The sequence below is a fragment of the Synechococcus sp. BSA11S genome (genome assembly GCF_014224355.1).
Lineage (GTDB): Bacteria > Cyanobacteriota > Cyanobacteriia > PCC-6307 > Cyanobiaceae > Regnicoccus_A.
This window is the reverse complement of record NZ_VNWP01000004.1, coordinates 114,612-134,602: the sequence shown is the minus strand read 5'-3', so window position 1 is coordinate 134,602 and position 19,991 is coordinate 114,612. Positions and strand designations below refer to the sequence as shown.

The following is a 19,991-nucleotide window of genomic DNA, read 5'->3' as shown; positions in this document are numbered from 1 at the left end:
CGCGGTCAGTCGGGGGGCAGGTCCTTGACCATACGGAAACGGCGGAAGGGCACTGACCCGATCGTGAGCTCCTCGGTCCAGTCCACCGACCAGCCCTCCCGCTCGAACAGAGGACGGGAAAGGAAGCTGGCTTCGGTGCGCAATTGTCGGCTGCCAAACCCCCGCGCCAGTGATTCCAGGGCCCGCAGCAGCGCAGTGGCCCGGCCCTGGCGACTGGCCCGTCCGCGGCAGTAGAGCAGCGAGATGCGATCGGCGGGCTCCAGCACGGCGAAGGCCTCGATCACGGCACCGGCGCCGGAGCAGCTGGCCAGGCCAACCCCCCGCTCCAGGATGGTCTCGAACGGGGAGCTTTCGAGCACCACATCCGCCCAGGCCTTCACCTGCTCGGGTGTGTAGAGCAGCGGCGCCTGGCTGAGCACGGCGTCGCGATAGACCTCACGCACCGGCTCGAGGTCATGGGGGGTGAGGGGTCGCAGGCTGTGCATCGGCAGGCCCCGGGCTGGATGCTGGGAGGGTATCGGGGCAGCCCAACGTTTTGAGACAACTTTCTGGCGGGCCATGGGCAGAGCCCAGGCCCCCAGGCGAGCGCTGCATACCGTGGAATCAGGTTCAGCGCCTGCCCGTGCCCGCACGGGGCGCGCCAGGGATCGCCATGGCCGACTCACGCCCGCTCAGCATCGGTGAACTGGAGGCTGGCTTCTCGGCCTACTGCCAGGCCCTGCGCCGCCTCGTGGCCGATGGGCGCACCCTGGAGCGCATCGAGCGCACCCTCTGCTGGCACAACCTGAACGCGCTGCACAGTTCCCTGCCCCAGCGCTACCGATCTCCACAGGATCTCTACCGCCGCTACGTGCGTGCCCTTGCAGCCGAGCAACCGCCAGACTGAATCTCCCGAAATGGACCGAACCCGGATGTCCGCGATTCCCACCTCAGCTTGGTCCGTCAAGGCCTGGCGCCGGCTGCTGGGGTTCCTGGCGCTGCTCGCTCTGGTGCTGCTGATCTGGTGGCCGCGGCCCGTGTGGGGTGAATCCCTGGCAACCGCCAGCGGCCCTTCGGGGGAGAGCCTGTTCGCGAACCATTGCGCCGGATGCCACGTCAACGGCGGAAACATTCTTCGCCGCAGCAAGACCCTCAGGCTCAGAGCCCTGGAGCGCAACGGCATCACAGGTCCCGAGGCCATCGCCACCATCGCGGCCGGCGGACTTGGACAGATGTCCGGCTACGGGGAGGCTCTGGGGCTGGGGGGGCCTGAGGCGGTGGCGGACTGGGTGTGGCAGCAGGCCCAGCAGAACTGGGTAGGAACAGCAGAACCTGCCACCTGAGTTCAGAGCCCAGCCCGTGGGCCTCGAAAGGCCACAGAGGACCTCAGAAAGCCTGAATCCATGGGTAGACCTCCATTCTGGTCCATATCCCCTGGCGCCAGTAGACATCACCCTTCACCAGGGCCTCCACCTGCTCCTGGCTCTCGGCTTCATAGAGGCCGAACACCCTGGTGGTGCAGGCGGTGGGCCCCAGGGTGAGCAGCGTCCCCTCCTCCTTCTGCCGCCGCAGCCCGGCCAGGTGCTCCTCCCGGTAGGCCCCGCGACGCTCCAGCACGTCGGTGCTGTAGCTGCCCCAGAGGACAAACTTGGCCATCGGATGCCTCTGGGCAGTGGTTCTGGTCGGAAGGTTAAGGGTGGAGGCCTTTCACCATCCATCTGAAGCCCAACCGCGACCTGGTGTGCATCCACAAACAGTGCCAACTAAATGGTGACTGGCTGTCAAGCTACTGAAATACACCGTTACGTTTGCTGAGGTTCCAGGCAGGCCCACGGCTGCCGCCACAGTGCAATCCAGACGCCCGTAGCTCCCGCACGCCCAAGCCTGAACCAGCCAAGACCACCCCTGCTTGCCATGAACCTTCACCAAGGACAGATGGTCCGGGTCGCCAGCAACCCCGATCACACCTACCAGGTGCTCAACATCGACCCTGACGCCAGCACCTGCTGGGTGCGTCGCTGGCCCCTCTCGCGCCATGGCTCACCGCCCTTTGCCCTGCCGCTCAACCAGCTCACGAGCCTCGAGCGTCCAGGCGGCTGACGCCGCACACCCATTGGATCTTGAACCACAGGAGACATTGTTTTGATACCGATTCGCTTCCTGATCTGCTCCCGCCTGCTGGGGGGCACCACCCGCCTGCTCCTGCTCGGTGCTCTCACGGCCACCCTGGGTGAGCTTCTGGTGCACACAGGTCTTTGATGGCGGGGCTGTACAAGTTCAGAAGGGCCTGAATCAGGAGATGACCCTGGCCGCCGCGCCACTCGATCAGCCGCTGGAGCTGCTCACCCTCCCCGCCTGCTCCAGCCTGGAGGCTCGTCTGCGGGCCATGGGCGTCAAGCCTGGCTGCCGCCTGGTGGTGATGCGCCGGGGCCGGCCAGGAGGCCTTCTGCACCTGCGCATGGGGCTGCTTGATTTCATGCTGCGCCGTCAGGATGCCGCCCAGATGGAAGCCGTGCTGCTCAGCCCAGACCAAGCCCCAGACCCGCCTGGTAGAGAAGAAACGCCATCAGCCAGGCCAGGCTGAACGACCACACCAGCGAGAGCGCCACAAATCGGCCACTTCGGCTTTCCCTCAGCTGCACAGCGACCGTGGAGAGGCAGGGGGTGTACAGCAGCGTGAACATCATGAAGCTGAGGGCCTGAAGCGGGCGGATGGCCCCCACGACCGCCATGGCCAGTTCACTCTCGCGGGTGGCGTAGATCACGGCCATGGCCCCCAGCAGGATTTCCTTGGCGATGAAGCCGAAGATCAGCGAAATCGTCAGCTCGGGGTTCATGCCGATCGGACCCAGGAATGGTTGCACCAACCGCCCGATCTGGCCGGCCAGCGACTGGCCGGAAAGGTTGTCCACACCAGGGGGAAGGTTGTTGAGCAGCCAGATGCTGATCACCCCGAGGACGATGAAGCGGCGGGTGGTGAAGAAGAACGTCACCATTTCCCGCCAGCCGCGGCTGAACACCGTGACGAGGCTGGGAAAACGGTAGGGAGGCAACTCCAGCACGAATCCGCCCTGGCTGGGAAACACCCGTTTGAACAGCAGGGCGGTGAGAACCGCGGCCGCGAAGCTGACCACGTAGAACCCGAAGATCACCAGCCCGGCCGCCCACCAGGGCCTTGGGAAGAAGGCGCCGGCCATGAACACGAACACCGCCAGCCTGGCCTGGCAGAGTGAAAAGGGAATCATCAGCATCGCCAGCCAGCGCTGGGGCCTCTCGCGAATCACCCGGGTGCCCATGATCGCGGGCACGTTGCAGCCGAAGCCCATGATCTGCAGCACGAAGCTGCGGCCGTCGAGGCCCAGCCAATGCATCACCCCATCCATCAGAAAAGCCGAGCGCGCCAGATAGCCCGAATCTTCGATCAGGGCGATCATCAGGTAAAACAAAAAAATGATCGGCATGAAGCTGATCACCGTGGTGGCGCCCATCCACAGACCTTCGCTGATCAGCCGGCTGAGGAACTCAGGCAGGTCCAGGCTCTGCAGGGCCGGTTGGAGCAGCCGGGCCTGCAGGCCATCGAACAGGCCCCCCAGCCAGACCTGGATCGGTCCGCCCACGGCATAGATCAGCTGGAACACCGCCAGCATCACCACGAAAAAGCTGAGCAGCCCAAGCAGCGGATGCAGCAAGACCCGATCAAGGCGGTCCCGTTGGGGATCCGCGTGGGGTTGGTCGTGCCCCTGGATGCAGCCAGCCACCAGCCGGGCCTGGCGCTCCTCCAGCTCCTTGTCAGGCAGCAGGCGGGTCGGAGCTGGGTGCAGCTCCGTGAAGCCGTGGATGTGCTCCAGCAGTTCATCGAGGCCCTGGCCCTGGCGGGCGCTGAGCACCAGCACCGGCAGCCCCAGGGCCTCCGCCAGCCGCTGGTGGTCGATCCGCACCCCGAAGCGTTGGGCTTCATCGCCCATGTTCAGCGCCAGGATCATGGGCAGCCCGGTGGCTTCCAGCTCCAGAGCCAGCCTCAGCTGGGTGTCGCTGCGGCTGGCATTGAGCACGACCACGGCCAGATCCGGACGGGTCGCGCTGAGAAAGCGGCGCACGATCGCTTCATCCTCACTGCTGCCGTGAAGGTCGTGGATGCCGGGCAGGTCGATCAGCTCATAGGGCCTGCCGGACGCGTCGGCGGGCAGGGAACCACGCAGCAGCTCCACCGTGAGTCCAGGCCAGTTCGCCACACGGGCGTGGCCGCCGGTGAGCCTGTTGTAAAGCGTCGACTTGCCGGTGTTGGGCAGTCCCAGCAAGGCCACCTGCACCGCAGCGGCGGCGGTCATGGCTGGGGCTCAGCCTCCGCGGCAGGCTCCCGGCGGAACACCAGCAGCCGGTTGTTGGCGGGCATGGGCAGGTCGTCGATGGCCTGCAGCCCGCAGCTGGCGGCCAGGTCGGTGATCTCCAGGACATCACGCACCCCCATGGCGGGATCAAGGCTGCGCAGGTGCTGATCGAAAGCGGCGTTGCTCGGACTGGTGTGACGGCCGCCGTCGTGGAATGGACCGTAGAGAAGCAGCAGGCCTGCGTCCTGCAGCACCTGGGCGCTGCCCTCCAGCAACCTCGGCACAGCGCTCCAGGGCATGATGTGGGCCGTGTTGGCGCTGAACACCGCGTTGAAGGGTCCTTCAGGCCAGAGTGGCTGGAGCACATCGAGCTCGACAGGCGGAAGCAGCCAGCCCAGGCTGCCTTTGGCCTGGCCCTCGAGCTGGCAGCGGCGATGCAGATCTCCCAGGTTGATGGCCCGGTCGCTGGGCTGCCACACCACCCGCAGATGGCGACTCATGTGTACGGCGTGCTGGCCAGTGCCGGAGCCCACCTCAAGCACCCGGCCGTCTTCCTCAAGCCACTGACGCAGGGCCATCAGGATCGGTTCCCTGTTGCGTTCGCAGGCCTCCGAGAAGGGCAGGGCGACGCGGGAGTCCTCAGGGGCCATGGTCGGCCTCAGGCATCGAGGGCCCGGCGCAGCCCGGCGATGAATCCAGCAGCCGCCTGGGCTGGATCCTTCCCTTCCTGGTGAGCCGCCGCCATCACCTTCACAAGGGCGCTGCCCACGATCGCTCCATCGGCCCCCCAGTCGCGCACCTGGCGGGCCTGATCGGGCCCGGAGATCCCGAAACCCACCGCCACCGGCCTGGGGCCCAGGCCCTTGAGCTGCTGCACCAGATCGCCCACCCGGGATTCCAGGATGGTGCGGACGCCGGTGACCCCGGTGACGCTCACCAGATAGGTGAAGCCACGGCTGGCCTCAGCGATGCGCGCCATCCGCTCGGCGGGGGTGGTGGGGGCCACCAGCAGCACCAGATCGAGGCCGTGGCTGGCGGCGATGGGCGAGAGGCGCTCCGCCTCCTCCAGGGGAAGATCGGGCACCACCAGGCCAGCGGCACCGGCGGCGGCGGCCTCACGGCAGAAGGTTTCGAGCCCACGGTTGAGCAGCGGGTTGGTGTAAGTGAAGAGCACCACCGGCAACGTCAGCTCCCCCCGGAGGCCGGAGAGCATCTCCAGAACAGCGGTTGGGGTGGTGCCGGCGGCGAGGGACCGGCTGGCGGCGGCCTGGATCACAGGCCCATCCGCCAGGGGATCGCTGTAGGGAATGCCGAGTTCGATCAGATCGCTTCCCTCGGCCTCCAGGGCCAGCAGAGTGGCGCGGGTGGTGGCCAGATCGGGATCCCCCGCCATCAGGAAGGGCATCAGGGCGCAGCGGCCGCGCTCCTTGAGGCCAGCGAAACGCCGCTGGATCGGGGTGCTGGCGAGGCTTGCGGGAGCGGCGCTCATCGTGGCCGAGGGGGCTGAGGCGGGCATGCTCCGAGCCTATGGGGTCAGGCAGCGGCATCATCCTTCCACTGGCCGATCTCCCGCAGCAGCTTCTCCTGCTCCCCAGGGCTGAGGGCATCGAATTCCTTCTGCAGTTCCTCGGTGGTGAGGGCATCGAAGGCGGCGCGGTAGCGGCGGCGCTGTTCCATGAAACTCATTTTTCCAGTCACCACCCGCAGCAGGTAGGTGCCGGTCCAACCCATCACCACGAGGATCAGCAGGGCCTCGGCGGCGATGCCGGCCGAGAACCCCTCGAACCCCGCCGCCTTGAAGCCCGCATACCCCACTCCGCCGGCAAGAAAGACTCCCAGCCCGATCAGCAGCGCCTGACCCCGGTTCATTCCCCCTGTCCCGCCATTCGCAGATTGAGGAAGGGGGCAAACAGGATCAGGCCGGGAAAGAACAGAAACACGAGCCCGTAGATGCCCGTGCGCTCGATCTTGCCCATCACGGTCCAGCGCTTGTGCATCCAGGCGTAGAGGGCCAGGGGAACCACCACCAGGTAGGCACCCCCGATCGCCAGGTAGGCGCCCAGCACCAGAAGCGTTTCCGAAGAGATCGACCCCAGGGGCGTGGACATGGAGCTCAGCAACCCAGGCAGCAGCATGTCCACGGAAGCAAGGTGGCGCAAATCTAGGATCCCTGAGTCGGGGGCATGGCGGAATTGGTAGACGCAGCGGACTTAAAATCCGCAGACGGCGACGTTGTGGGGGTTCAAGTCCCCCTGCCCCCATCGCCGCAGCGGCCATCGGGCCGCCTGGCCGTTGTGCTGGGAGCCCTGGCGGCCCTGGCGCTGATCACCCCTGCCGGAAGTCAGGCTCCCGGGGCTCTGAGCTCCGCCGACCAACGTCTGGCCGTTGAACTCTCCCGTCGCTATGCCGGTCTGAAACGGCGCCATCTCGCCGAGGTGCCTGAGATCAGCGTCAGCCAGTGGCTGGGCCGCCCCAGGGGCCAGAGCGCCGTGCTCGTTGACGTACGCGAGCCGCGGGAGCAACGGGTGTCGATGCTGCCGGGGGCCATCTCCCTGGAGGAATTCGAGCGCACCAGGGATCGTTACCGGGGAGCGCTCGTGGTGCCCTACTGCACGATCGGGCTGCGCAGCGGTCTTGTCGCGCGCCAGCTGCAGGAGCAAGGCTTCCGGGTCCGCAACCTGGCAGGGAGCGCCCTGGCCTGGGCCCATGCCGGTCTGCCCTTCGCCTCAGGCGACCGCCCCAGCAATCGTCTTCACGTCTACGGGGCGGGTTGGAACCTGCTTCCCAGCGGCTACATCGGAGTGCTCTGAACTGCCGGGCTCAAGGGGCCTGTTTGGCGGGGGGTTTGGCAGCAGGTTTGGCGGGAGGTTTGGCTGGAGCCGGAGCTGGCGATTTGGGCTGGAGAGGAGGGGTGTTGACCTTCGGCTTGCTCGTGCTGGCCGCTCCCGGCTGGGAGGGTGCCTTGCTGGCCGCATTGGGCTGAGGCCTGGCATTGGCACAGAGATTGGCCACCATCTTGTCTTCACCGCCCGTGGCCGCCGACTCAGCCACGCTCAAGGGCAGTCGCCAGGACTCCCAGTCGGCATCGGCGACACGGCGGCTGATCCTCAGACTGGGGCAGTAGACCGCCACATTGCCCGTGATCGGAGGTTCACCGCACTGGAAACTGGTGGTTCGAACCCCTTTCTCGCTCAGTCGCCAGGAAGTCCAGTCGTACTGGCAGGAGCCGAAGCTGCGCCAGCGGGGAGCCTTGAGCTTGCGGATCTTCTCCAGCAGTTCCTTCTCCTTGCCCGTTGGGGGCTCGGCGGCCGGTTGGTCCGCCGCCGGTTGGGGGACAGCCGACTGCCCCGGCACCCGGCTGGGGCTGAAGACCAGCAGACCAAGCAACGCCGGCAGAACAATCCCTGCCCATCGCCTGGGCCGTGCGGATCGCCGCAATGAGGCTCGCGCGGGCATTCTGTAGGGCGCTCCGAGGTGCATCAGGATGGCCTGAGGTCAGGGGACATCAGCCTGCAGCAGGGCTGACGGCCTGACAAGTGCTCAGCAGGAGGAAGTTATTTCGAATTCTTATTCTGGAGGTGTTCTCGCCGCAGCAGGGTAAAGAGATAGTCGGGCGCCTTGTACATACCCGGAAGGCAATTGTGCAATGTTTCCAGGCGGCTCCAGCACACAGTTCGCTGGATCTCCTGGGAGGTTCTTTCCTCCTTGATCAACATTTTCATGGCTTTGCAATAGAGGTGATAGTTCGCCTCAAGCTCGCCGACCGTCAGGGAGGCAGCTTCAGTCATGGCCATGGAGAAGGGTTATGGAGGGAAGTGGATCGAATGATTTCCGGTCTGGACGCTGGGACGATCAGAATGTCCGTCAGCCAAGGTCGATCCGGCATTCAGCGGCTTTCGGATACACAGAAGCCTAAACCTCCATTGGCAAAGCGCTCTTGTCTCTGCTGGCCGCGTGACCGACAGGGCGCGATCCGGCGCCTCCAGGGCCATGGCCGGCACAAGGGGTTGGCGGTGGATGAACCCATGAACTTGAAAGATAATGTCATCGGAGCAAGCCGAAATCACGGTCATTTCTGAGGAGAAATACCTAGAGCGAATCGATCGCCCTGGCCGGGAACAGATTGGTCGCGGCCCTCAGCCTGTGACGGTCTCTGGAGTGTCATGGCAGCGCTGCGCTCCCTTCGCCAGACTTGGGGTCCCGATCGGCCCAGCCATGCAACTGAGCGACGAGCGCTGCGTCCCCTGCCGCGATGGCGCACCCACCCTCACCAGCGAGGAGCTTGATGAGCTCCTCCCCAGCCTGAGCGGCTGGCATGTGGTCGACCACCATCACTTCCACAAGGTGTGGTCGTTCCCCGATTTTCAATCGGCACTCGACTGGGTCAACCAGGCTGGCGCGGTCTGTGAAGCCGCTGGGCACCACGCTGATTTCTCCCTGGGATGGGGCCGTGCCGAGGCCGTGATCTACACCCACAAGGTGGGTGGCCTCACCCGTGCCGATGCGGTTCTGGCCGCCAAGCTCGATGCGATCGGAGAAATGCCGGCCGCCCCCCTGACCTGAGCAACCGGCTCATTCGGCTCATTCCCCCGCGTGATCGGGGGGGGGAGAATCCATGGCCCTGAGCTGGATTGTGTAGCCCAGCCGGGATCCCACATCGGTTCCTCGGTACGTCCCTGTGGTGGGAGCCGCCATGCGGTGATCCGGCGCCGCCGCCAGGGCCACGTGGCCATCAGCCACAGCCAGCCCGAGGCTGGGGTCATAGCCACGCCAGCCGCCTCCAGGCAGATACACCTCGGCCCAGGCGTGCAGTTCGTGTTCGCTCACCTCCGGAGGGTGATGCATGGAATAGCCGCTCACGAACCGCGCCGCCAGCCCCTGGCTGCGACAGGCCGTCACGTACAGCATGGCGGTGTCACGACAGGCCCCGCAGCGGCTGGAGAGGGTGTCCTCGGGGCTGAGCGGTTCGCCGTCGAGGCGGCCGATGTGGTGGAAGCCATGGTGAATCTGATCAGCCAGGCGCATCAGGAAGGCCGGGGTGGCGTGGTCGACACTGGCCGCGTGTTCATTCGCCCAGCTTCGGATGGAGTCCGGGATGGCCTGGCTGCCACCACCCCCGGCGCACGCTGGGGCGAGGGACGCGGCCTCAGCCACGGGATAGGTCACCGGCAGGCGCTGGGCGTCGGGGTGGGTGAGGATCCAGTCGAAGGGGTTCCGCCGCAGAGTCTCCACGACCGATCTGACCTGGAGCTGCAGCTGCTCCCGTTTGTCACTGAACCAGAGAACCCTGGCATCGGTGCCATCGGCCTCGAGAATCCGGCTGTGTCCAGCCGGAGCTTCCGACACGGTGAGCTCATGCTCGAGCAACCGCTGCGTCGCATCCTGCCGAGGACTGAGCCGCACGGTCATCGGCTCAAGGAAGACCGGGTGATCGTAGTGAAAACGGATGGAATGGTGGATCTCGAAGAGCATGCCGGTGGGTGCGCAGGCTGATGGATTCCGCGCAGTTGACGATGCTGCCAGGCAGAGGCTTGAGACCGCGGCTTGCTTCAGCGACGCCCGAGCAGATCCTCCCAGCTGGGGGGAGCCTGATGCTGGCCACTTGGGGGCTTGGTGCCGAAGCGATTCGAACGTGGGGAGGCCGGACCTGGGCGGCGGTTTCGCTGGCTGGCGTTACGCCTGCTGGAGCGGCTGCTCGGACGGGAGGTGGGAGAAACTGCCGACGGGGAAGAGAACGTGTTCATGGGAATTGGAAGTGGTCTGGATATGGTTTCTGCACCGGGCGACACCCGCAGGTCCTGAAGGACCGGCGTGACGGGTGGCGTTGTGAACCTGATGGTCGCCCCGGGAAGCGATGGGGCAGACGCGGTGCTGGGACAGGCCTGGTGTGAGCTGCGCGGCTCACAGGCTTCGACCTGACATCAAGATCCTAACCCCTGCCCGCTGTTCCTTAAGGCCTGTGGGGGGATCCGTCACACCCTGAACAGGGTGGCGATCTGGTTTCGGCCGTTGGTCTTGGCCAGTTCCAGGGCTTGCTCGGCCCGCCCGACCAGGTCGCCGAAGCTGGTGTCGTCGTGGGCGAGGGCCGAGACACCACCACTGATGTGGAGGTGGTAACCCGAGTGGGAGAACACGCCGCTCATCCGACCCGTGGCGTCTCGGATGCTCTCGGCAATCTCCAGAGCCGACTCGCCGCTCTGACCGATCAGCAGGATCACGAACTCCTCATCGCCGAGGCGGGCGATGAAATCCTGCTCGCGTACGAACCTCTTGCAGAGGTGGCTGAAATCAAGCAGCACCTGGTCACCAGCGGGGTGTCCCCAGCGGTTGTTGATCTGGCGGAAGTTGTCGATGTCGAGGCAGATCAGAGCCATGGGCTCATCGGCGCTGCGCGCCTGCTCCATCTCGCGCTGACCGACGGAGAAGAGGGCACCGCGGTTGGAGAGACCCGTGACGGGGCAGAGGGTGGCGTCGCGGCGCCACTCGATTTCGCGCATCACCACCTCGGCGAGCATGCGCAGCTGCTGCTTCTGCTCGGGGCTGAACTCCCTCGGCTTCTTGTCGATCACACAGAGGGTGCCGAGGTTGTGCCCCTCGCTGGAGCGCAGAGGGGCCCCCGCGTAGAAACGGATGCCAGGGTCAGCGACCACCAGAGGATTGCTGCTGAATCGCTCATCCCGGGAGGCATCGGGCACCACCAGCACGTCGTCTGTGGCGATGGTGTGGGCGCAGAAGGCCACCTCCCGCGGGGTTTCGCTCACCTTCAGCCCCTCGCGGGAGAGGAACCACTGGCGATCCTTGTCGACCAGAGAAATCAGGGCGATCGGCACCTGAAAGATCGCGCTCGCCAGCTTCACAATCCGATCGAAGTGATGGTCGCCGGGGCGATCGAGCAACTGATGACGCTGGAGATCGCGCAGCCGCAGGGCTTCATCGGCTGGAACGGGATAGGAGCGGGCCGACGCATCCCCAGAGGTCTCGATCACGTCATCCGCCCACAGCCCTGAAACCAATCTAGGCAGAGCGGTTACGCCGGGCGACTCCCCGAGTCCAGGCCGCCTGCATCAGGGAGTGCTGCCTGATCCAGCCGGCTCCAGCCGGATCAGGGCGCCGTCGCTGGCCTCGTCGGTGAGCACATGCAGATGGCCGTCGGGCCCTTCGCTCACCGCCCGCACCCGGGCGCCCACCGCCAGGCTGCTCTGCTCAAGCACCTCCCCCGATGGACTCAGCTGGATGCGGCGCACATCGCGCGACACGAGGCCACCGGCAAACAGATCTCCCTTCCAGGCCCTGACTGCGCGGCCGCTGCCCATGGCCAGACCCGAAGGGGCGATGGCCGGGGTCCAGACCAGCCGAGGGTCCTCGTAGCCCGGGGCACTCCTGAGAGAAGAGATCTCGGGTCCGAAGTACTCACGGCTGTGGGTCACCACGGGCCAGCCATAGTTCCCCCCCGCCACGAGCTGGTTGAGCTCATCCCCTCCCCTGGCGCCATGCTCACTCGCCCAGATCCGCTGCTGCAGAGGGTCGAAGGCGAGCCCCTGGATGTTGCGGTGACCCAGGCTCCAGACGGCAGGATCAGCTCCAGGATCCAAGCGGAATGGGTTGTCCCCGGGGATGGATCCGTCGTCGTTCAGCCTCAGGATCTTGCCCAGACCACTGGCCTTGTTCTGGGCCTGGAGTCGGATCGCCTTGCCCTCCATCTGGATCGGTGGGTTGCCGCCATCGCCCACCGACACCAGCAGAGTCCCGTCCGGGAGAAATAGCAGACGCGAGCCGAAGTGCTGACCGCCGGGCTTGGGTGGCTTCACCCGATGGATCACAGACAGCTCCTCAAGGCGGTGATCGAGCAGGCGTGCGCGGCCCACTTGGGTCTGGTTCGCCGCGGCATCTCCTGCCACGTAGGTGAAATACACCAACTGGTTGCTGGCGAAGCTTGGGTGGACAGCCACATCCAGCAGCCCGCCCTGGCCCATGGCCAGCAGCGGTGGCAGTCCAGCGATCGGCCTGGGATCCAGCACCCCCTGGCGCACCAGGCGCAGCCGCCCCGGGCGCTCGGTGATCAGCAGGTCGCCATCGGGCAACCAGGCCAGGCCCCAGGGGTGCTCCAAGCCGCGCACCAGCACCGTGCGCCGCACTCCAGGTTCCTCAGCGACCGTTGACTCCTGCCTGGCCCAGGAGCAGCCCGGTGCAACGCCCAGCATCAGCACCGCCAGCAGGGCAATGCCGCGTTTCAGCCCAGCCGACGCGGGGAGACAGGCCTGCCTCGCTAAACTCCAGTGAGGCCGATGCGAGGGCTGGAAAGCAGGCACAGGCATGGCCCAGGCAGTACCGATCACAGGTTTGATTCTGATCGCGTTCGTTGTCGCCCACGGGCTGGGAGTCGGCCTGGTGCTGCTGGATCCAGCGGCCTTCGAGCATTACGCCACGGCCTTGCATCACGCCAGCTGGCTGCCATACCTGGAGATCATCCTGACGCTGGCCGCCTCGGCCCACCTGGCCCACACCCTGCAGCGGGTGCTCGCCAACCGTCGGGCCCGGGGCGTGGTGCCCTACGCCCAGTGGCGCAGCCGTCGCCTTCAACCCCTGGCGGCCCTGGCGGGACGCACAGCTCCCTTCAGTGGCGGGCTGATGCTGCTGTTCCTTGGGGTCCATCTCTGGCAGTTGCGCTGGCCCCGGCCCGGCGAGGGTCTGGAGCGCGAAGCCCTGCTGCTGGCGCTGGCCAGCCCCTGGGCCGTGCTGCTTTATGTGCTGGCAGGGGTGGCCCTGGGCTTGCATCTCCTCCACGGCGCCGAGAGCCTGACCCGCAGCCTTGGCTGGCTGGATGAGCAGAATGCTCCCGGCCTGCGCCTGGCCAGCCGTGTGCTGGCTGCCGTGCTGGGAGGAGGCTTCGCCCTGCTGCCCCTGGCGCTGCGGGCCTCCGGCACCCTGGCTCGGATCGGGCTCTGATGCGACTGGATCCCCGATTGCCATCAGGCCCTGTGGCCGAAGCCTGGAGCCGTCGCAGGCAGGAGCTGCCCCTGATTGCGCCGGCCAACCGGCGTCATTACCGGGTGCTGGTGGTGGGCAGTGGCCTGGCGGGCGCCTCTGCGGCCGCCAGCCTGGCCGAGCAGGGCTACAGGGTGAGGCTGCTCACCTACCACGACAGCCCCAGGCGCGCCCATTCCGTGGCGGCCCAGGGGGGCATCAACGCGGCCAGGAACTACCAGAACGATGGCGACAGCGTCGAGCGCCTGTTCCGCGACACGGTGCGGGGTGGTGATTTCCGCGCCCGTGAGGCCGGCTGTCACCGGCTTGCCGAGATCAGCGGCTCGATCATCGACCATTGCGTGGCGCTGGGGGTGCCCTTCGCCAGGGAGTACGGCGGGACCCTCTCCAACCGGAGCTTCGGCGGCTCCCAGGTGAGCCGGACCTTCTATGCCCGCGGCCAGACCGGCCAGCAGCTGCTCTACGGCGTTGTTCAGGCCCTGCTGCGACAGGTGGAGGCCGGACGGGTGGAACTCTGCCCCCAGCGGGATCTTCTCGATCTGATCACCGTTGATGGTGTGGCCCGCGGTGCCATCTGCCGCCACCGGCTCAGTGGTTCCCTCGAGACCCACACGGCCCATGCCGTGGTGCTGGCCAGCGGTGGGTACAGCAACGTGTTCCACCGCTCCACCAACGCCGTGCGCTCCAACGCCAGCGCGATCTGGCGTGCCCACCGCCGCGGAGCTCTGCTGGCCAACCCCTGCTTCACCCAGATCCACCCCACCTGCATCCCCAGCGGTGATCCCGACCAGAGCAAGCTCACCTTGATGAGCGAGAGCCTCCGCAATGACGGGCGGGTCTGGCTGCCGCGACGGGCAGGGGATCAACGGCCACCCGATCAGGTGCCGGAGGCTGAGCGGGACTACTTTCTCGAGCGGCTCTACCCGGCCTACGGCAACATGGTGCCCCGCGACGTGGCCTCCAGGCGCTCCCGCGAGCTCTGCCTCAGCGGCCATGGGGTGGGCCCCACTGGCCGTTCGATCTACCTCGATTTCGACGAGGCCATCCGGCGCCAGGGGCGGTCCGTGATCGAAGGCCGGTACGGCAACCTCTTCTCGATGTATGAGCGCATCACGGGCTCTGATCCCTACCGGGAACCGATGCGCATCTATCCCGCTCCCCACTACACCATGGGGGGCCTCTGGGTGGATTACCACCTGATGAGCACGGTCCCTGGCCTGTTCGTGCTGGGCGAAGCCAACTTTTCCGAACACGGCGCCAACCGGCTCGGTGCCAGTGCCCTGATGCAGGGCCTCGCCGATGGGCTGTTCATCGCCCCGGCCACCGTTCCGGCCTGGCTGGCCGATCAGCCACACCCGAAGCTCGGGGAGGATCACCCCAGCTGCCGCGAAGCTCTGGAGGGGGTTCGCCGACGCATCGCCCACCTGCGCTCCATCGGCGGCCGCCAGCCGGCGGAAGTGCTGCGGCGCCAGCTGGGAACCCTGTTGATCGAGAGCTGCGGCATCAGCCGCTCGGCGGCAGGCCTGCGTCAAGGGATCGAGGGGGTGGCCGCCCTGCGTGAAGGCTTCCAGCAGGAGCTGCTGCTTCCCGATCCCGGCACGCCACTCGATCCCGAGCTGGAGAAGGCCCTGCAGCTGGAGGACTACCTCGAGCTGGCCGACCTGATGCTGCGCGATGCCCTGTCGCGAGAGGAGTCGTGTGGCGCCCATTTCCGCGAGGAGCACCAGAGCGAGAACGGCGAGGCCCTGCGCCGCGACGACGACTTCTGCCACATCGCCGCCTGGGAGTGGCGAGCGGAGGGAGAGCCCCTCCGCCATCAGGAGCCCCTGAGCTTCCGCGCCATCCACCCCACGGCCCGCAGTTACCGATGAGCAACGCCTCCAGCCTCAGCCTGGCACTGCGGATCTGGCGCCAGCGTCACGACGAGCCCGCTGGTCGCTTCCTCACGTACCGCCTCACGGGCCTCAGCCCCGATCTGTCACTGCTGGAGGCGCTTGATCGGCTCAACCAGCAGTTGCTGCTGGAGGGCGAGCGGCCGGTCCACTTCGAGCACGACTGCCGTGAGGGCATCTGTGGTTCCTGCGGTTTCCTGGTCAACGGCCAGGCCCAGGGTCCCCAGAGCGGCAGCACCGTCTGCCAGCTCTACCTGCGTGAATTCAGCGATGGACAGACACTGACCCTCGAGCCCTGGCGTGCCCGAGCCTTCCCCCTGATCCAGGATCTGGCCGTCGACCGCTCCTCCCTTGATCGGGTGCTGATGGCCGGGGGGTATGTGTCGGTGAACATCGGCAGCGCCCCGGAGGCCAACGCCCTTCCGGTGGGCCGTGAACTGGCCGCCCAGGCCTTTGAAGCCGCCAGCTGCATCGGCTGCGGCGCCTGTGTGGCGGCCTGTCCCAATGCCTCGGCAAGCCTGTTCGTGGCAGCGAAGCTGGCCCATCTCGACCTTCTGCCCCAGGGGCAGCCGGAAGCCGCCCAGCGCTCCAGGCGGCTGCGCGAGCGCATGGCCCAGGAGGGCTTCGGAGTGTGCGGCAACCAGCTGGAGTGTGCCGCCGCCTGCCCGAAGGAGATTCCTTCCGCTCTGATCAGCCGCATGAACCGCCACGCCAGAAGCTGAGCGGGCGGAAGGTGGCCTGCACTGCCATGCTGGCCGAGGGGCAGGCGCCATGAGCTTTTTCGTCAAACTCACCGAAGCGATGGCCAGCCGCCAGTCGCTGCTGATCACCGGGTTGGATCCCAATCCGGAGATGTTGCAGACCTGGACGCGCCACAACACCGGCAGTGGCTCATTCCTGGCCCAGGCCCGCCGCTGGATCAAGGCGGTGATCGAGGCCACCTCCGACAGCGTCTGCGCCTACAAGCCGAGTCTGGGTTTTTACCAGGCCCTGGGGCCGATCGGCATCGAGCTGTTGCGGGAGGTGCGCGAACTGGTACCGCTGGAGTTGCCGCTGATCCTTGATGCCAAGCACGGCGACCTCAACACCTCTTCAGCCCTGGCCCACTACCTGTTCCGCGACCTCGGTGTGGATGCGGTGACCCTCTCCCCCCTGGCCGGCCAGGACATCGCCGCCCCCTTCCTGCTCTATCCCGACCGGGCCGTGGTGCTCACCTGCCACAGCTCCAACCCCAGCTCCCGGGTGGTGCAGCACCACCCCGATGAAGACGACCCGCTCTACATCACGATCGTGCGCGAGACCCAGCGCTGGGGCACACCGGAGCATCTGCTGCTGGAGGTGGGAACCAGTGATCCCGCCGTGCTGGCCCGGGTGCGGCGGGAGGCACCTGAGCGTTTTCTGATCCTGCGCAGTCTCTGGGGGGAGGAGGAGCGGCTGGAGGCGCTGCTGAAGGCCGGCCTCAACGCCTCGGCAGATGGGTTGTTGCTGCCTTTGCCCCAGCACCTGCTGGTGGAGGAGGGCATGGCCGCTGGCACCCGGGCCCTGCGCCGGCAGATCGAGACTATGCGGGCCCACTGGGAGGGCGGAACGGCTGACCGCTGTGACCTCTGGCTGCCTGCCCAGAGGGTCGACGCCGGCAGCGTCGAGCAGCAGCGCCTGGAAGACCAGCACGTCGATGATCAGCGACTCGATGAATTGCTGGTGGATCTGTTCGACATCGGCTGCCTGCTGTTCGGGGAGTATGTGCAGGCCTCCGGAGCTGTTTTCAACTACTACATCGACCTTCGCCGGATCATCTCGGATCCGAATCTGTTCCACCGAGTGCTCCATGCCTATGCGGAACCCCTGGGCCACCTGAAGTTCGATCGCATCGCCGGCATTCCCTATGGATCCCTGCCCACGGCCACGGGGCTTTCGCTGCAGCTGCATGTGCCGCTCATCTACCCGCGCAAGGAGGTCAAGGCCCACGGGGCCAGGCGACTGATCGAAGGGGATTTCGAGGAAGGCGAAACGGTTGTGGTCGTCGATGACATCCTGATCACGGGCGGAAGCGTGCTGGAGGGCATCGGCAAGCTGGAGTCCTCGGGCCTGAAGGTGCGCGACGTGGTGGTCTTCATCGACCACGGCGGCAACGCCTCCGGCCGGCTGGCCTCGGCGGGCTACACCTGCCATGCAGTGGTGGGGATCGAGCGGATCACTTCCGTTCTGCGTGCGGCCGGGCGCCTCAGCCAGCAACAGGCCGACCTGCTGGCCGAGCACACCGGCGCAGTGCCTGCCAAAGCCGTGCAGGCCACGGCCTGAGGCCGTCACCACCGATTACAACAACGCCTAAACGGATGCTCAACACCCCAACGGTTTCCATGGTTCTGGCCGAGGTGTCATCCGATCAGATGAATGCTCTGGATTTTCCAATCCAGACCCATCTCTTGTTCGTCGGCGTTCTGTTCCTTGGAACGCTGACCATCAGCAGATTCTCGCCGAAGATCGGCATCCCAGCCATCCTCGGCGTGCTGCTGCTTGGTCTGTCGATCAACGTCAGCACACTCGACATCACCCGTGCACAGGCGGCGAACTTTCAGTTGCTGGGCCTGGCACTGCTGTTGTTCTACGCCGGGCTCAAGACGGATCTGACGGCCATCCGGGGATTCTTCGAGTATGGAATCCTTCTGGCCGTCGGCGGGGTGGTGGTTTCTTCGCTGATTCTGGGGAGTGTGCTCTGGTTTCTGGGCTCCTCCAATGCCGGCGCGCTCTCGCTGGGAGGGACCGAGGCCATTCCACTGGGCGCGGCCATGCTGATCGCCGCCTGTCTTGGTTCCACCGATGCCGGAGCCACTCTGAGCGTGTTGCGATCGGTGCGCCGAAAGGTTCCCTTGCGCTTGCAGCATCTGCTGGAGTTCGAATCCTCGGTGAACGATCCCTCCGCGCTGCTCTTCTACGGCCTGGTGGTGGGCATTTTCGTGACCGCAGGCGCGGCTGGATCAGTATCCAGTCTGGAGAGCACGGTGCTCACCCAGGTCAGGATCTTCCTGCAGCAGATCGGTGCTGGCCTGGTGGTGGGTTTCGTGTTCGGCTATCTGGCCCGCTTCGTTGTCAATTACCTCGTGGAGGAGCGTTCCCAGTTGCTGCTGGTGGCCATGTCCATCGCTTTTGTGGTTTATGGCGTGGCCACCTCCCTGGGGGGCTCGGGATTCATTGCCATCTACGTGACAGGACTGTTCCTCACCAGCAGCGTGTATCGATCACCCGAGATCAATCACATCACGATCCAGGAGGTGCTGCTCCCCTTCAACACGATGGCGGAGATCACCATCTTCCTGGTCTTCGGGCTTCTGGTCTATCCCCCGGATCTGATCGATGCGCTGCCGATCGGGATCCTCGCGGCTTTCGGTCTGATGCTGGTGGCCCGGCCGATCAGCGTGCTGATGTTTCAGCCATTCTCACCCTTCAGCCTCAAGGAGTCACTGCTGGTGTCGTGGTGCGGACTGCGCGGTGCCGTTCCACTCGCCCTCTCCCATGATCTCAGCCTGGCGATCCCCAGGGTTCGTGGCATCGATCCGGCCATCGTTGACGAGCTGAGCCGGAATGCCGAGAGCATCATCTTCATCGTGGTGGTGGTCAATCTGTTGGTTCAGGGCATCAGCCTGCCTTACCTGGCCAGGGTTCTCGGGCTGGTGCCCTCCCCCCCCGCCAAGCCGGGTCTGGCCTCCTGACGGGGCGATCCTGCGATCCGCCAGGGCAGGGTTTCACCAGCCTGAAAGGGCACCAGAAGCTCGGGCTCCTCGCCCTCTCCCCCCAGCTCCAGCTGCAGGGGGACGTCCAGGGGCTGGCGCAGCAGCTCGATCGAGTCGTCGTTGAGCGGAAGGCCGTAGAAGCGGGGCCCGTAGACCGACGCGAAGTTTTCCAGCCGCTCCAGTGCGCCCTCCTGCTCGAACACCTGGGCGTAGCTCTCGAGCGCGTGGGGGGCATTGAAGATGCCGGCGCAGCCGCAGGCCGATTCCTTCGCCGCACGCCCGTGGGGAGCTGAATCGGTGCCGAGAAAAAACCTGGGATGGCCGGAGGTGGCTGCGGCCCGCAGGGCGATCCGGTGCAGCTCCCGCTTGGCCACGGGCAGGCAGTAGGCATCAGGACGCAAGCCACCCCGGAACATGGCATTGCGGTTGATCTGCAGGTGATGGGGGGTGATTGTGGCGGCCAGATTGGGCGGTCCTGCCTCAACGAAGGCCACAGCTTCGCTGGTGGTGATGTGCTCAAACACCATTTTCAGCCCCTGGTGTCGTTGCAGCAGGGGGGCCAAGTGGCGCTCGATGAACACCGCTTCGCGATCGAAGACATCCACCTCCGGGTCGGTCACCTCCCCGTGAATCAGCAGCGGCATGCCGATCCGCTCCATGGTCTCCAGCACCGGTGCGATGAGCGCCAGATCGCTCACCCCGGCCTCGGCGTTGGTGGTGGCCCGTGCCGGATAGAGCTTGGCAGCTGTGAACACACCGTCGCGCTGTCCCCGCTCCAGCTCGCCGGGATCGATCGTGTCGGTGAGGTAGGCCGTCATCAGGGGCTGGAAACCAGCCTGACCCTCCACCGCCTCGAGAATGCGTTGGCGATACGCCACCGCCGCTGCCACCGTGGTGATCGGTGGCACCAGGTTGGGCATCACGATCGCCCGGGAGAACACCCTGGCGGTGCTGGGTGCCACGGCCCGCAGCATGGCCCCATCCCGCAGATGAACGTGCCAGTCGTCGGGACGGCGGATGACCAGGCTGTCGGGGCGGTCCGCCATGAAGGGATGATCGGGTGCTGGCCAACCATT

At 66.2% G+C, this 19,991-nt stretch carries 24 protein-coding genes and 1 tRNA gene; 12 read left to right on the top strand and 13 right to left on the bottom strand.

Annotated elements, in window-relative coordinates; genetic code table 11:
* Positions 1 to 5: 5 nt before the first annotated feature.
* On the bottom strand, positions 6 to 485 hold the full coding sequence (locus FPZ61_RS05260; RefSeq protein ID WP_185465283.1) for a GNAT family N-acetyltransferase: 480 nt from the start codon (positions 483 to 485) through the stop codon (positions 6 to 8).
* A gap of 167 nt (positions 486 to 652) precedes the next feature.
* Between FPZ61_RS05260 and FPZ61_RS05255 the strand changes: the two genes are divergently transcribed.
* A complete protein-coding gene (locus tag FPZ61_RS05255; RefSeq protein WP_185465282.1) occupies positions 653 to 886 on the top strand; it encodes a DUF3136 domain-containing protein in 234 nt (77 codons plus the stop codon).
* Positions 887 to 911: 25 nt separating this feature from the next.
* Positions 912 to 1,322: a c-type cytochrome gene (locus FPZ61_RS05250; protein WP_185465281.1), complete on the top strand. Its 411-nt coding sequence runs from the start codon at positions 912 to 914 to the stop codon at positions 1,320 to 1,322.
* 43 nt (positions 1,323 to 1,365) lie between these two features.
* On the opposite strand, the gene FPZ61_RS05245 is transcribed toward FPZ61_RS05250, so the two are convergent.
* Complete coding sequence (locus tag FPZ61_RS05245) at positions 1,366 to 1,635, bottom strand: YciI family protein (protein ID WP_185465280.1); 270 nt, start codon at positions 1,633 to 1,635, stop codon at positions 1,366 to 1,368.
* Positions 1,636 to 1,893: 258 nt separating this feature from the next.
* On the opposite strand from FPZ61_RS05245, the gene FPZ61_RS05240 reads away from it, so the two are divergent.
* Both FPZ61_RS05240 and FPZ61_RS05235 read left to right on the top strand, forming a co-directional pair.
* Positions 1,894 to 2,079 (top strand): hypothetical protein, encoded by a 186-nt coding sequence (locus tag FPZ61_RS05240; protein ID WP_185465279.1) that lies wholly within the window; start codon positions 1,894 to 1,896, stop codon positions 2,077 to 2,079.
* A gap of 199 nt (positions 2,080 to 2,278) precedes the next feature.
* Positions 2,279 to 2,563 carry a FeoA domain-containing protein gene (locus FPZ61_RS05235; RefSeq protein WP_185474762.1) on the top strand — a complete coding sequence of 95 codons (285 nt, stop codon included), beginning with the start codon at positions 2,279 to 2,281 and terminating at the stop codon, positions 2,561 to 2,563.
* Here the strand turns inward: FPZ61_RS05235 and feoB are convergent.
* Genes feoB through FPZ61_RS05210 form a run of 5 tightly spaced genes read right to left on the bottom strand, consistent with a single transcriptional unit; the run spans position 2,499 to position 6,415 of the window.
* On the bottom strand, positions 2,499 to 4,307 hold the full coding sequence (gene feoB, locus FPZ61_RS05230) for a ferrous iron transport protein B (protein WP_185465277.1): 1,809 nt from the start codon (positions 4,305 to 4,307) through the stop codon (positions 2,499 to 2,501). The genes FPZ61_RS05235 and feoB overlap by 65 nt on opposite strands.
* The gene (locus FPZ61_RS05225; protein ID WP_185465276.1) at positions 4,304 to 4,957 is read right to left on the bottom strand and encodes a DUF938 domain-containing protein; all 654 of its coding nucleotides are present in this window, start codon (positions 4,955 to 4,957) and stop codon (positions 4,304 to 4,306) included. The genes feoB and FPZ61_RS05225 overlap by 4 nt, the downstream gene beginning before the upstream one ends.
* Before the next feature lie 8 nt (positions 4,958 to 4,965).
* A complete protein-coding gene (gene trpA / locus FPZ61_RS05220) occupies positions 4,966 to 5,796 on the bottom strand; it encodes a tryptophan synthase subunit alpha (protein WP_185465275.1) in 831 nt (276 codons plus the stop codon).
* Between the two features lie 44 nt (positions 5,797 to 5,840).
* Complete coding sequence (locus tag FPZ61_RS05215; protein ID WP_185465274.1) at positions 5,841 to 6,176, bottom strand: DUF3007 family protein; 336 nt, start codon at positions 6,174 to 6,176, stop codon at positions 5,841 to 5,843.
* Positions 6,173 to 6,415: an NAD(P)H-quinone oxidoreductase subunit L gene (locus FPZ61_RS05210; protein WP_185465273.1), complete on the bottom strand. Its 243-nt coding sequence runs from the start codon at positions 6,413 to 6,415 to the stop codon at positions 6,173 to 6,175. The genes FPZ61_RS05215 and FPZ61_RS05210 overlap by 4 nt, the downstream gene beginning before the upstream one ends.
* Positions 6,416 to 6,484: 69 nt before the next feature.
* Here FPZ61_RS05210 and FPZ61_RS05205 point away from each other — a divergent pair.
* Together FPZ61_RS05205 and FPZ61_RS15865 are read left to right on the top strand one after the other, a co-directional pair.
* Positions 6,485 to 6,568: transfer RNA gene (locus FPZ61_RS05205), tRNA-Leu, on the top strand.
* On the top strand, positions 6,542 to 7,117 hold the full coding sequence (locus FPZ61_RS15865; protein ID WP_185465272.1) for a rhodanese-like domain-containing protein: 576 nt from the start codon (positions 6,542 to 6,544) through the stop codon (positions 7,115 to 7,117). Before FPZ61_RS05205 ends, FPZ61_RS15865 begins: the two co-directional genes overlap by 27 nt.
* 10 nt (positions 7,118 to 7,127) lie before the next feature.
* Here FPZ61_RS15865 and FPZ61_RS05195 read toward each other — a convergent pair whose 3' ends face one another.
* Both FPZ61_RS05195 and FPZ61_RS05190 read right to left on the bottom strand, forming a co-directional pair.
* The gene (locus FPZ61_RS05195) at positions 7,128 to 7,763 is read right to left on the bottom strand and encodes a hypothetical protein (RefSeq protein WP_185474761.1); all 636 of its coding nucleotides are present in this window, start codon (positions 7,761 to 7,763) and stop codon (positions 7,128 to 7,130) included.
* Between the two features lie 98 nt (positions 7,764 to 7,861).
* Positions 7,862 to 8,101: a DUF3136 domain-containing protein gene (locus FPZ61_RS05190; RefSeq protein ID WP_185465270.1), complete on the bottom strand. Its 240-nt coding sequence runs from the start codon at positions 8,099 to 8,101 to the stop codon at positions 7,862 to 7,864.
* Between the two features lie 421 nt (positions 8,102 to 8,522).
* On the opposite strand from FPZ61_RS05190, the gene FPZ61_RS05185 reads away from it, so the two are divergent.
* Positions 8,523 to 8,870: a 4a-hydroxytetrahydrobiopterin dehydratase gene (locus FPZ61_RS05185; RefSeq protein WP_185465269.1), complete on the top strand. Its 348-nt coding sequence runs from the start codon at positions 8,523 to 8,525 to the stop codon at positions 8,868 to 8,870.
* A gap of 18 nt (positions 8,871 to 8,888) precedes the next feature.
* Here FPZ61_RS05185 and FPZ61_RS05180 read toward each other — a convergent pair whose 3' ends face one another.
* From FPZ61_RS05180 to FPZ61_RS05170, 3 genes are all read right to left on the bottom strand, one after another.
* The gene (locus FPZ61_RS05180; protein WP_185465268.1) at positions 8,889 to 9,779 is read right to left on the bottom strand and encodes a transglutaminase family protein; all 891 of its coding nucleotides are present in this window, start codon (positions 9,777 to 9,779) and stop codon (positions 8,889 to 8,891) included.
* Positions 9,780 to 10,279: 500 nt separating this feature from the next.
* On the bottom strand, positions 10,280 to 11,293 hold the full coding sequence (locus FPZ61_RS05175; RefSeq protein ID WP_185465267.1) for a sensor domain-containing diguanylate cyclase: 1,014 nt from the start codon (positions 11,291 to 11,293) through the stop codon (positions 10,280 to 10,282).
* A gap of 78 nt (positions 11,294 to 11,371) precedes the next feature.
* A complete protein-coding gene (locus FPZ61_RS05170; RefSeq protein WP_185465382.1) occupies positions 11,372 to 12,508 on the bottom strand; it encodes a PQQ-dependent sugar dehydrogenase in 1,137 nt (378 codons plus the stop codon).
* A 139-nt stretch (positions 12,509 to 12,647) separates the two neighbouring features.
* Between FPZ61_RS05170 and FPZ61_RS05165 the strand changes: the two genes are divergently transcribed.
* The 5 genes from FPZ61_RS05165 to FPZ61_RS05145 all read left to right on the top strand — a co-directional run bounded on the left by FPZ61_RS05165 (position 12,648) and on the right by FPZ61_RS05145 (position 18,894).
* Positions 12,648 to 13,253 carry a succinate dehydrogenase cytochrome b subunit gene (locus FPZ61_RS05165; protein WP_255441382.1) on the top strand — a complete coding sequence of 202 codons (606 nt, stop codon included), beginning with the start codon at positions 12,648 to 12,650 and terminating at the stop codon, positions 13,251 to 13,253.
* On the top strand, positions 13,253 to 15,163 hold the full coding sequence (locus FPZ61_RS05160) for a fumarate reductase/succinate dehydrogenase flavoprotein subunit (RefSeq protein WP_185465265.1): 1,911 nt from the start codon (positions 13,253 to 13,255) through the stop codon (positions 15,161 to 15,163). The genes FPZ61_RS05165 and FPZ61_RS05160 overlap by 1 nt, the downstream gene beginning before the upstream one ends.
* Positions 15,160 to 15,906 (top strand): succinate dehydrogenase/fumarate reductase iron-sulfur subunit, encoded by a 747-nt coding sequence (locus FPZ61_RS05155; protein ID WP_185465264.1) that lies wholly within the window; start codon positions 15,160 to 15,162, stop codon positions 15,904 to 15,906. Before FPZ61_RS05160 ends, FPZ61_RS05155 begins: the two co-directional genes overlap by 4 nt.
* A gap of 49 nt (positions 15,907 to 15,955) precedes the next feature.
* Positions 15,956 to 17,485 carry a bifunctional orotidine-5'-phosphate decarboxylase/orotate phosphoribosyltransferase gene (locus tag FPZ61_RS05150; protein WP_185465263.1) on the top strand — a complete coding sequence of 510 codons (1,530 nt, stop codon included), beginning with the start codon at positions 15,956 to 15,958 and terminating at the stop codon, positions 17,483 to 17,485.
* Positions 17,486 to 17,610: 125 nt separating this feature from the next.
* Positions 17,611 to 18,894, top strand: a complete 1,284-nt coding sequence (locus FPZ61_RS05145) for a cation:proton antiporter (protein WP_255441381.1) — start codon at positions 17,611 to 17,613, stop codon at positions 18,892 to 18,894.
* On the opposite strand, the gene pyrC is transcribed toward FPZ61_RS05145, so the two are convergent.
* Positions 18,831 to 19,961, bottom strand: a complete 1,131-nt coding sequence (pyrC, locus tag FPZ61_RS05140) for a dihydroorotase (protein WP_185465261.1) — start codon at positions 19,959 to 19,961, stop codon at positions 18,831 to 18,833. The two genes, FPZ61_RS05145 and pyrC, sit on opposite strands and share 64 nt — an antisense overlap.
* Between the last annotated feature and the right edge of the window lie 30 nt (positions 19,962 to 19,991).

Coding starts and splice junctions, on each gene's coding strand:
- FPZ61_RS05260 (WP_185465283.1), bottom strand. CDS start 485: ATGCACAGCCTGCGACCCCTCACCCCCCATGACCTCGAGCCGGTGCGT.
- FPZ61_RS05255 (WP_185465282.1), top strand. CDS start 653: ATGGCCGACTCACGCCCGCTCAGCATCGGTGAACTGGAGGCTGGCTTC.
- FPZ61_RS05250 (WP_185465281.1), top strand. CDS start 912: ATGTCCGCGATTCCCACCTCAGCTTGGTCCGTCAAGGCCTGGCGCCGG.
- FPZ61_RS05245 (WP_185465280.1), bottom strand. CDS start 1,635: ATGGCCAAGTTTGTCCTCTGGGGCAGCTACAGCACCGACGTGCTGGAG.
- FPZ61_RS05240 (WP_185465279.1), top strand. CDS start 1,894: ATGAACCTTCACCAAGGACAGATGGTCCGGGTCGCCAGCAACCCCGAT.
- FPZ61_RS05235 (WP_185474762.1), top strand. CDS start 2,279: ATGACCCTGGCCGCCGCGCCACTCGATCAGCCGCTGGAGCTGCTCACC.
- feoB (WP_185465277.1), bottom strand. CDS start 4,307: ATGACCGCCGCCGCTGCGGTGCAGGTGGCCTTGCTGGGACTGCCCAAC.
- FPZ61_RS05225 (WP_185465276.1), bottom strand. CDS start 4,957: ATGGCCCCTGAGGACTCCCGCGTCGCCCTGCCCTTCTCGGAGGCCTGC.
- trpA (WP_185465275.1), bottom strand. CDS start 5,796: ATGAGCGCCGCTCCCGCAAGCCTCGCCAGCACCCCGATCCAGCGGCGT.
- FPZ61_RS05215 (WP_185465274.1), bottom strand. CDS start 6,176: ATGAACCGGGGTCAGGCGCTGCTGATCGGGCTGGGAGTCTTTCTTGCC.
- FPZ61_RS05210 (WP_185465273.1), bottom strand. CDS start 6,415: ATGTCCACGCCCCTGGGGTCGATCTCTTCGGAAACGCTTCTGGTGCTG.
- FPZ61_RS05195 (WP_185474761.1), bottom strand. CDS start 7,763: ATGCCCGCGCGAGCCTCATTGCGGCGATCCGCACGGCCCAGGCGATGG.
- FPZ61_RS05190 (WP_185465270.1), bottom strand. CDS start 8,101: ATGGCCATGACTGAAGCTGCCTCCCTGACGGTCGGCGAGCTTGAGGCG.
- FPZ61_RS05185 (WP_185465269.1), top strand. CDS start 8,523: ATGCAACTGAGCGACGAGCGCTGCGTCCCCTGCCGCGATGGCGCACCC.
- FPZ61_RS05180 (WP_185465268.1), bottom strand. CDS start 9,779: ATGCTCTTCGAGATCCACCATTCCATCCGTTTTCACTACGATCACCCG.
- FPZ61_RS05170 (WP_185465382.1), bottom strand. CDS start 12,508: ATGCTGGGCGTTGCACCGGGCTGCTCCTGGGCCAGGCAGGAGTCAACG.
- FPZ61_RS05160 (WP_185465265.1), top strand. CDS start 13,253: ATGCGACTGGATCCCCGATTGCCATCAGGCCCTGTGGCCGAAGCCTGG.
- FPZ61_RS05155 (WP_185465264.1), top strand. CDS start 15,160: ATGAGCAACGCCTCCAGCCTCAGCCTGGCACTGCGGATCTGGCGCCAG.
- FPZ61_RS05150 (WP_185465263.1), top strand. CDS start 15,956: ATGAGCTTTTTCGTCAAACTCACCGAAGCGATGGCCAGCCGCCAGTCG.
- pyrC (WP_185465261.1), bottom strand. CDS start 19,961: ATGGCGGACCGCCCCGACAGCCTGGTCATCCGCCGTCCCGACGACTGG.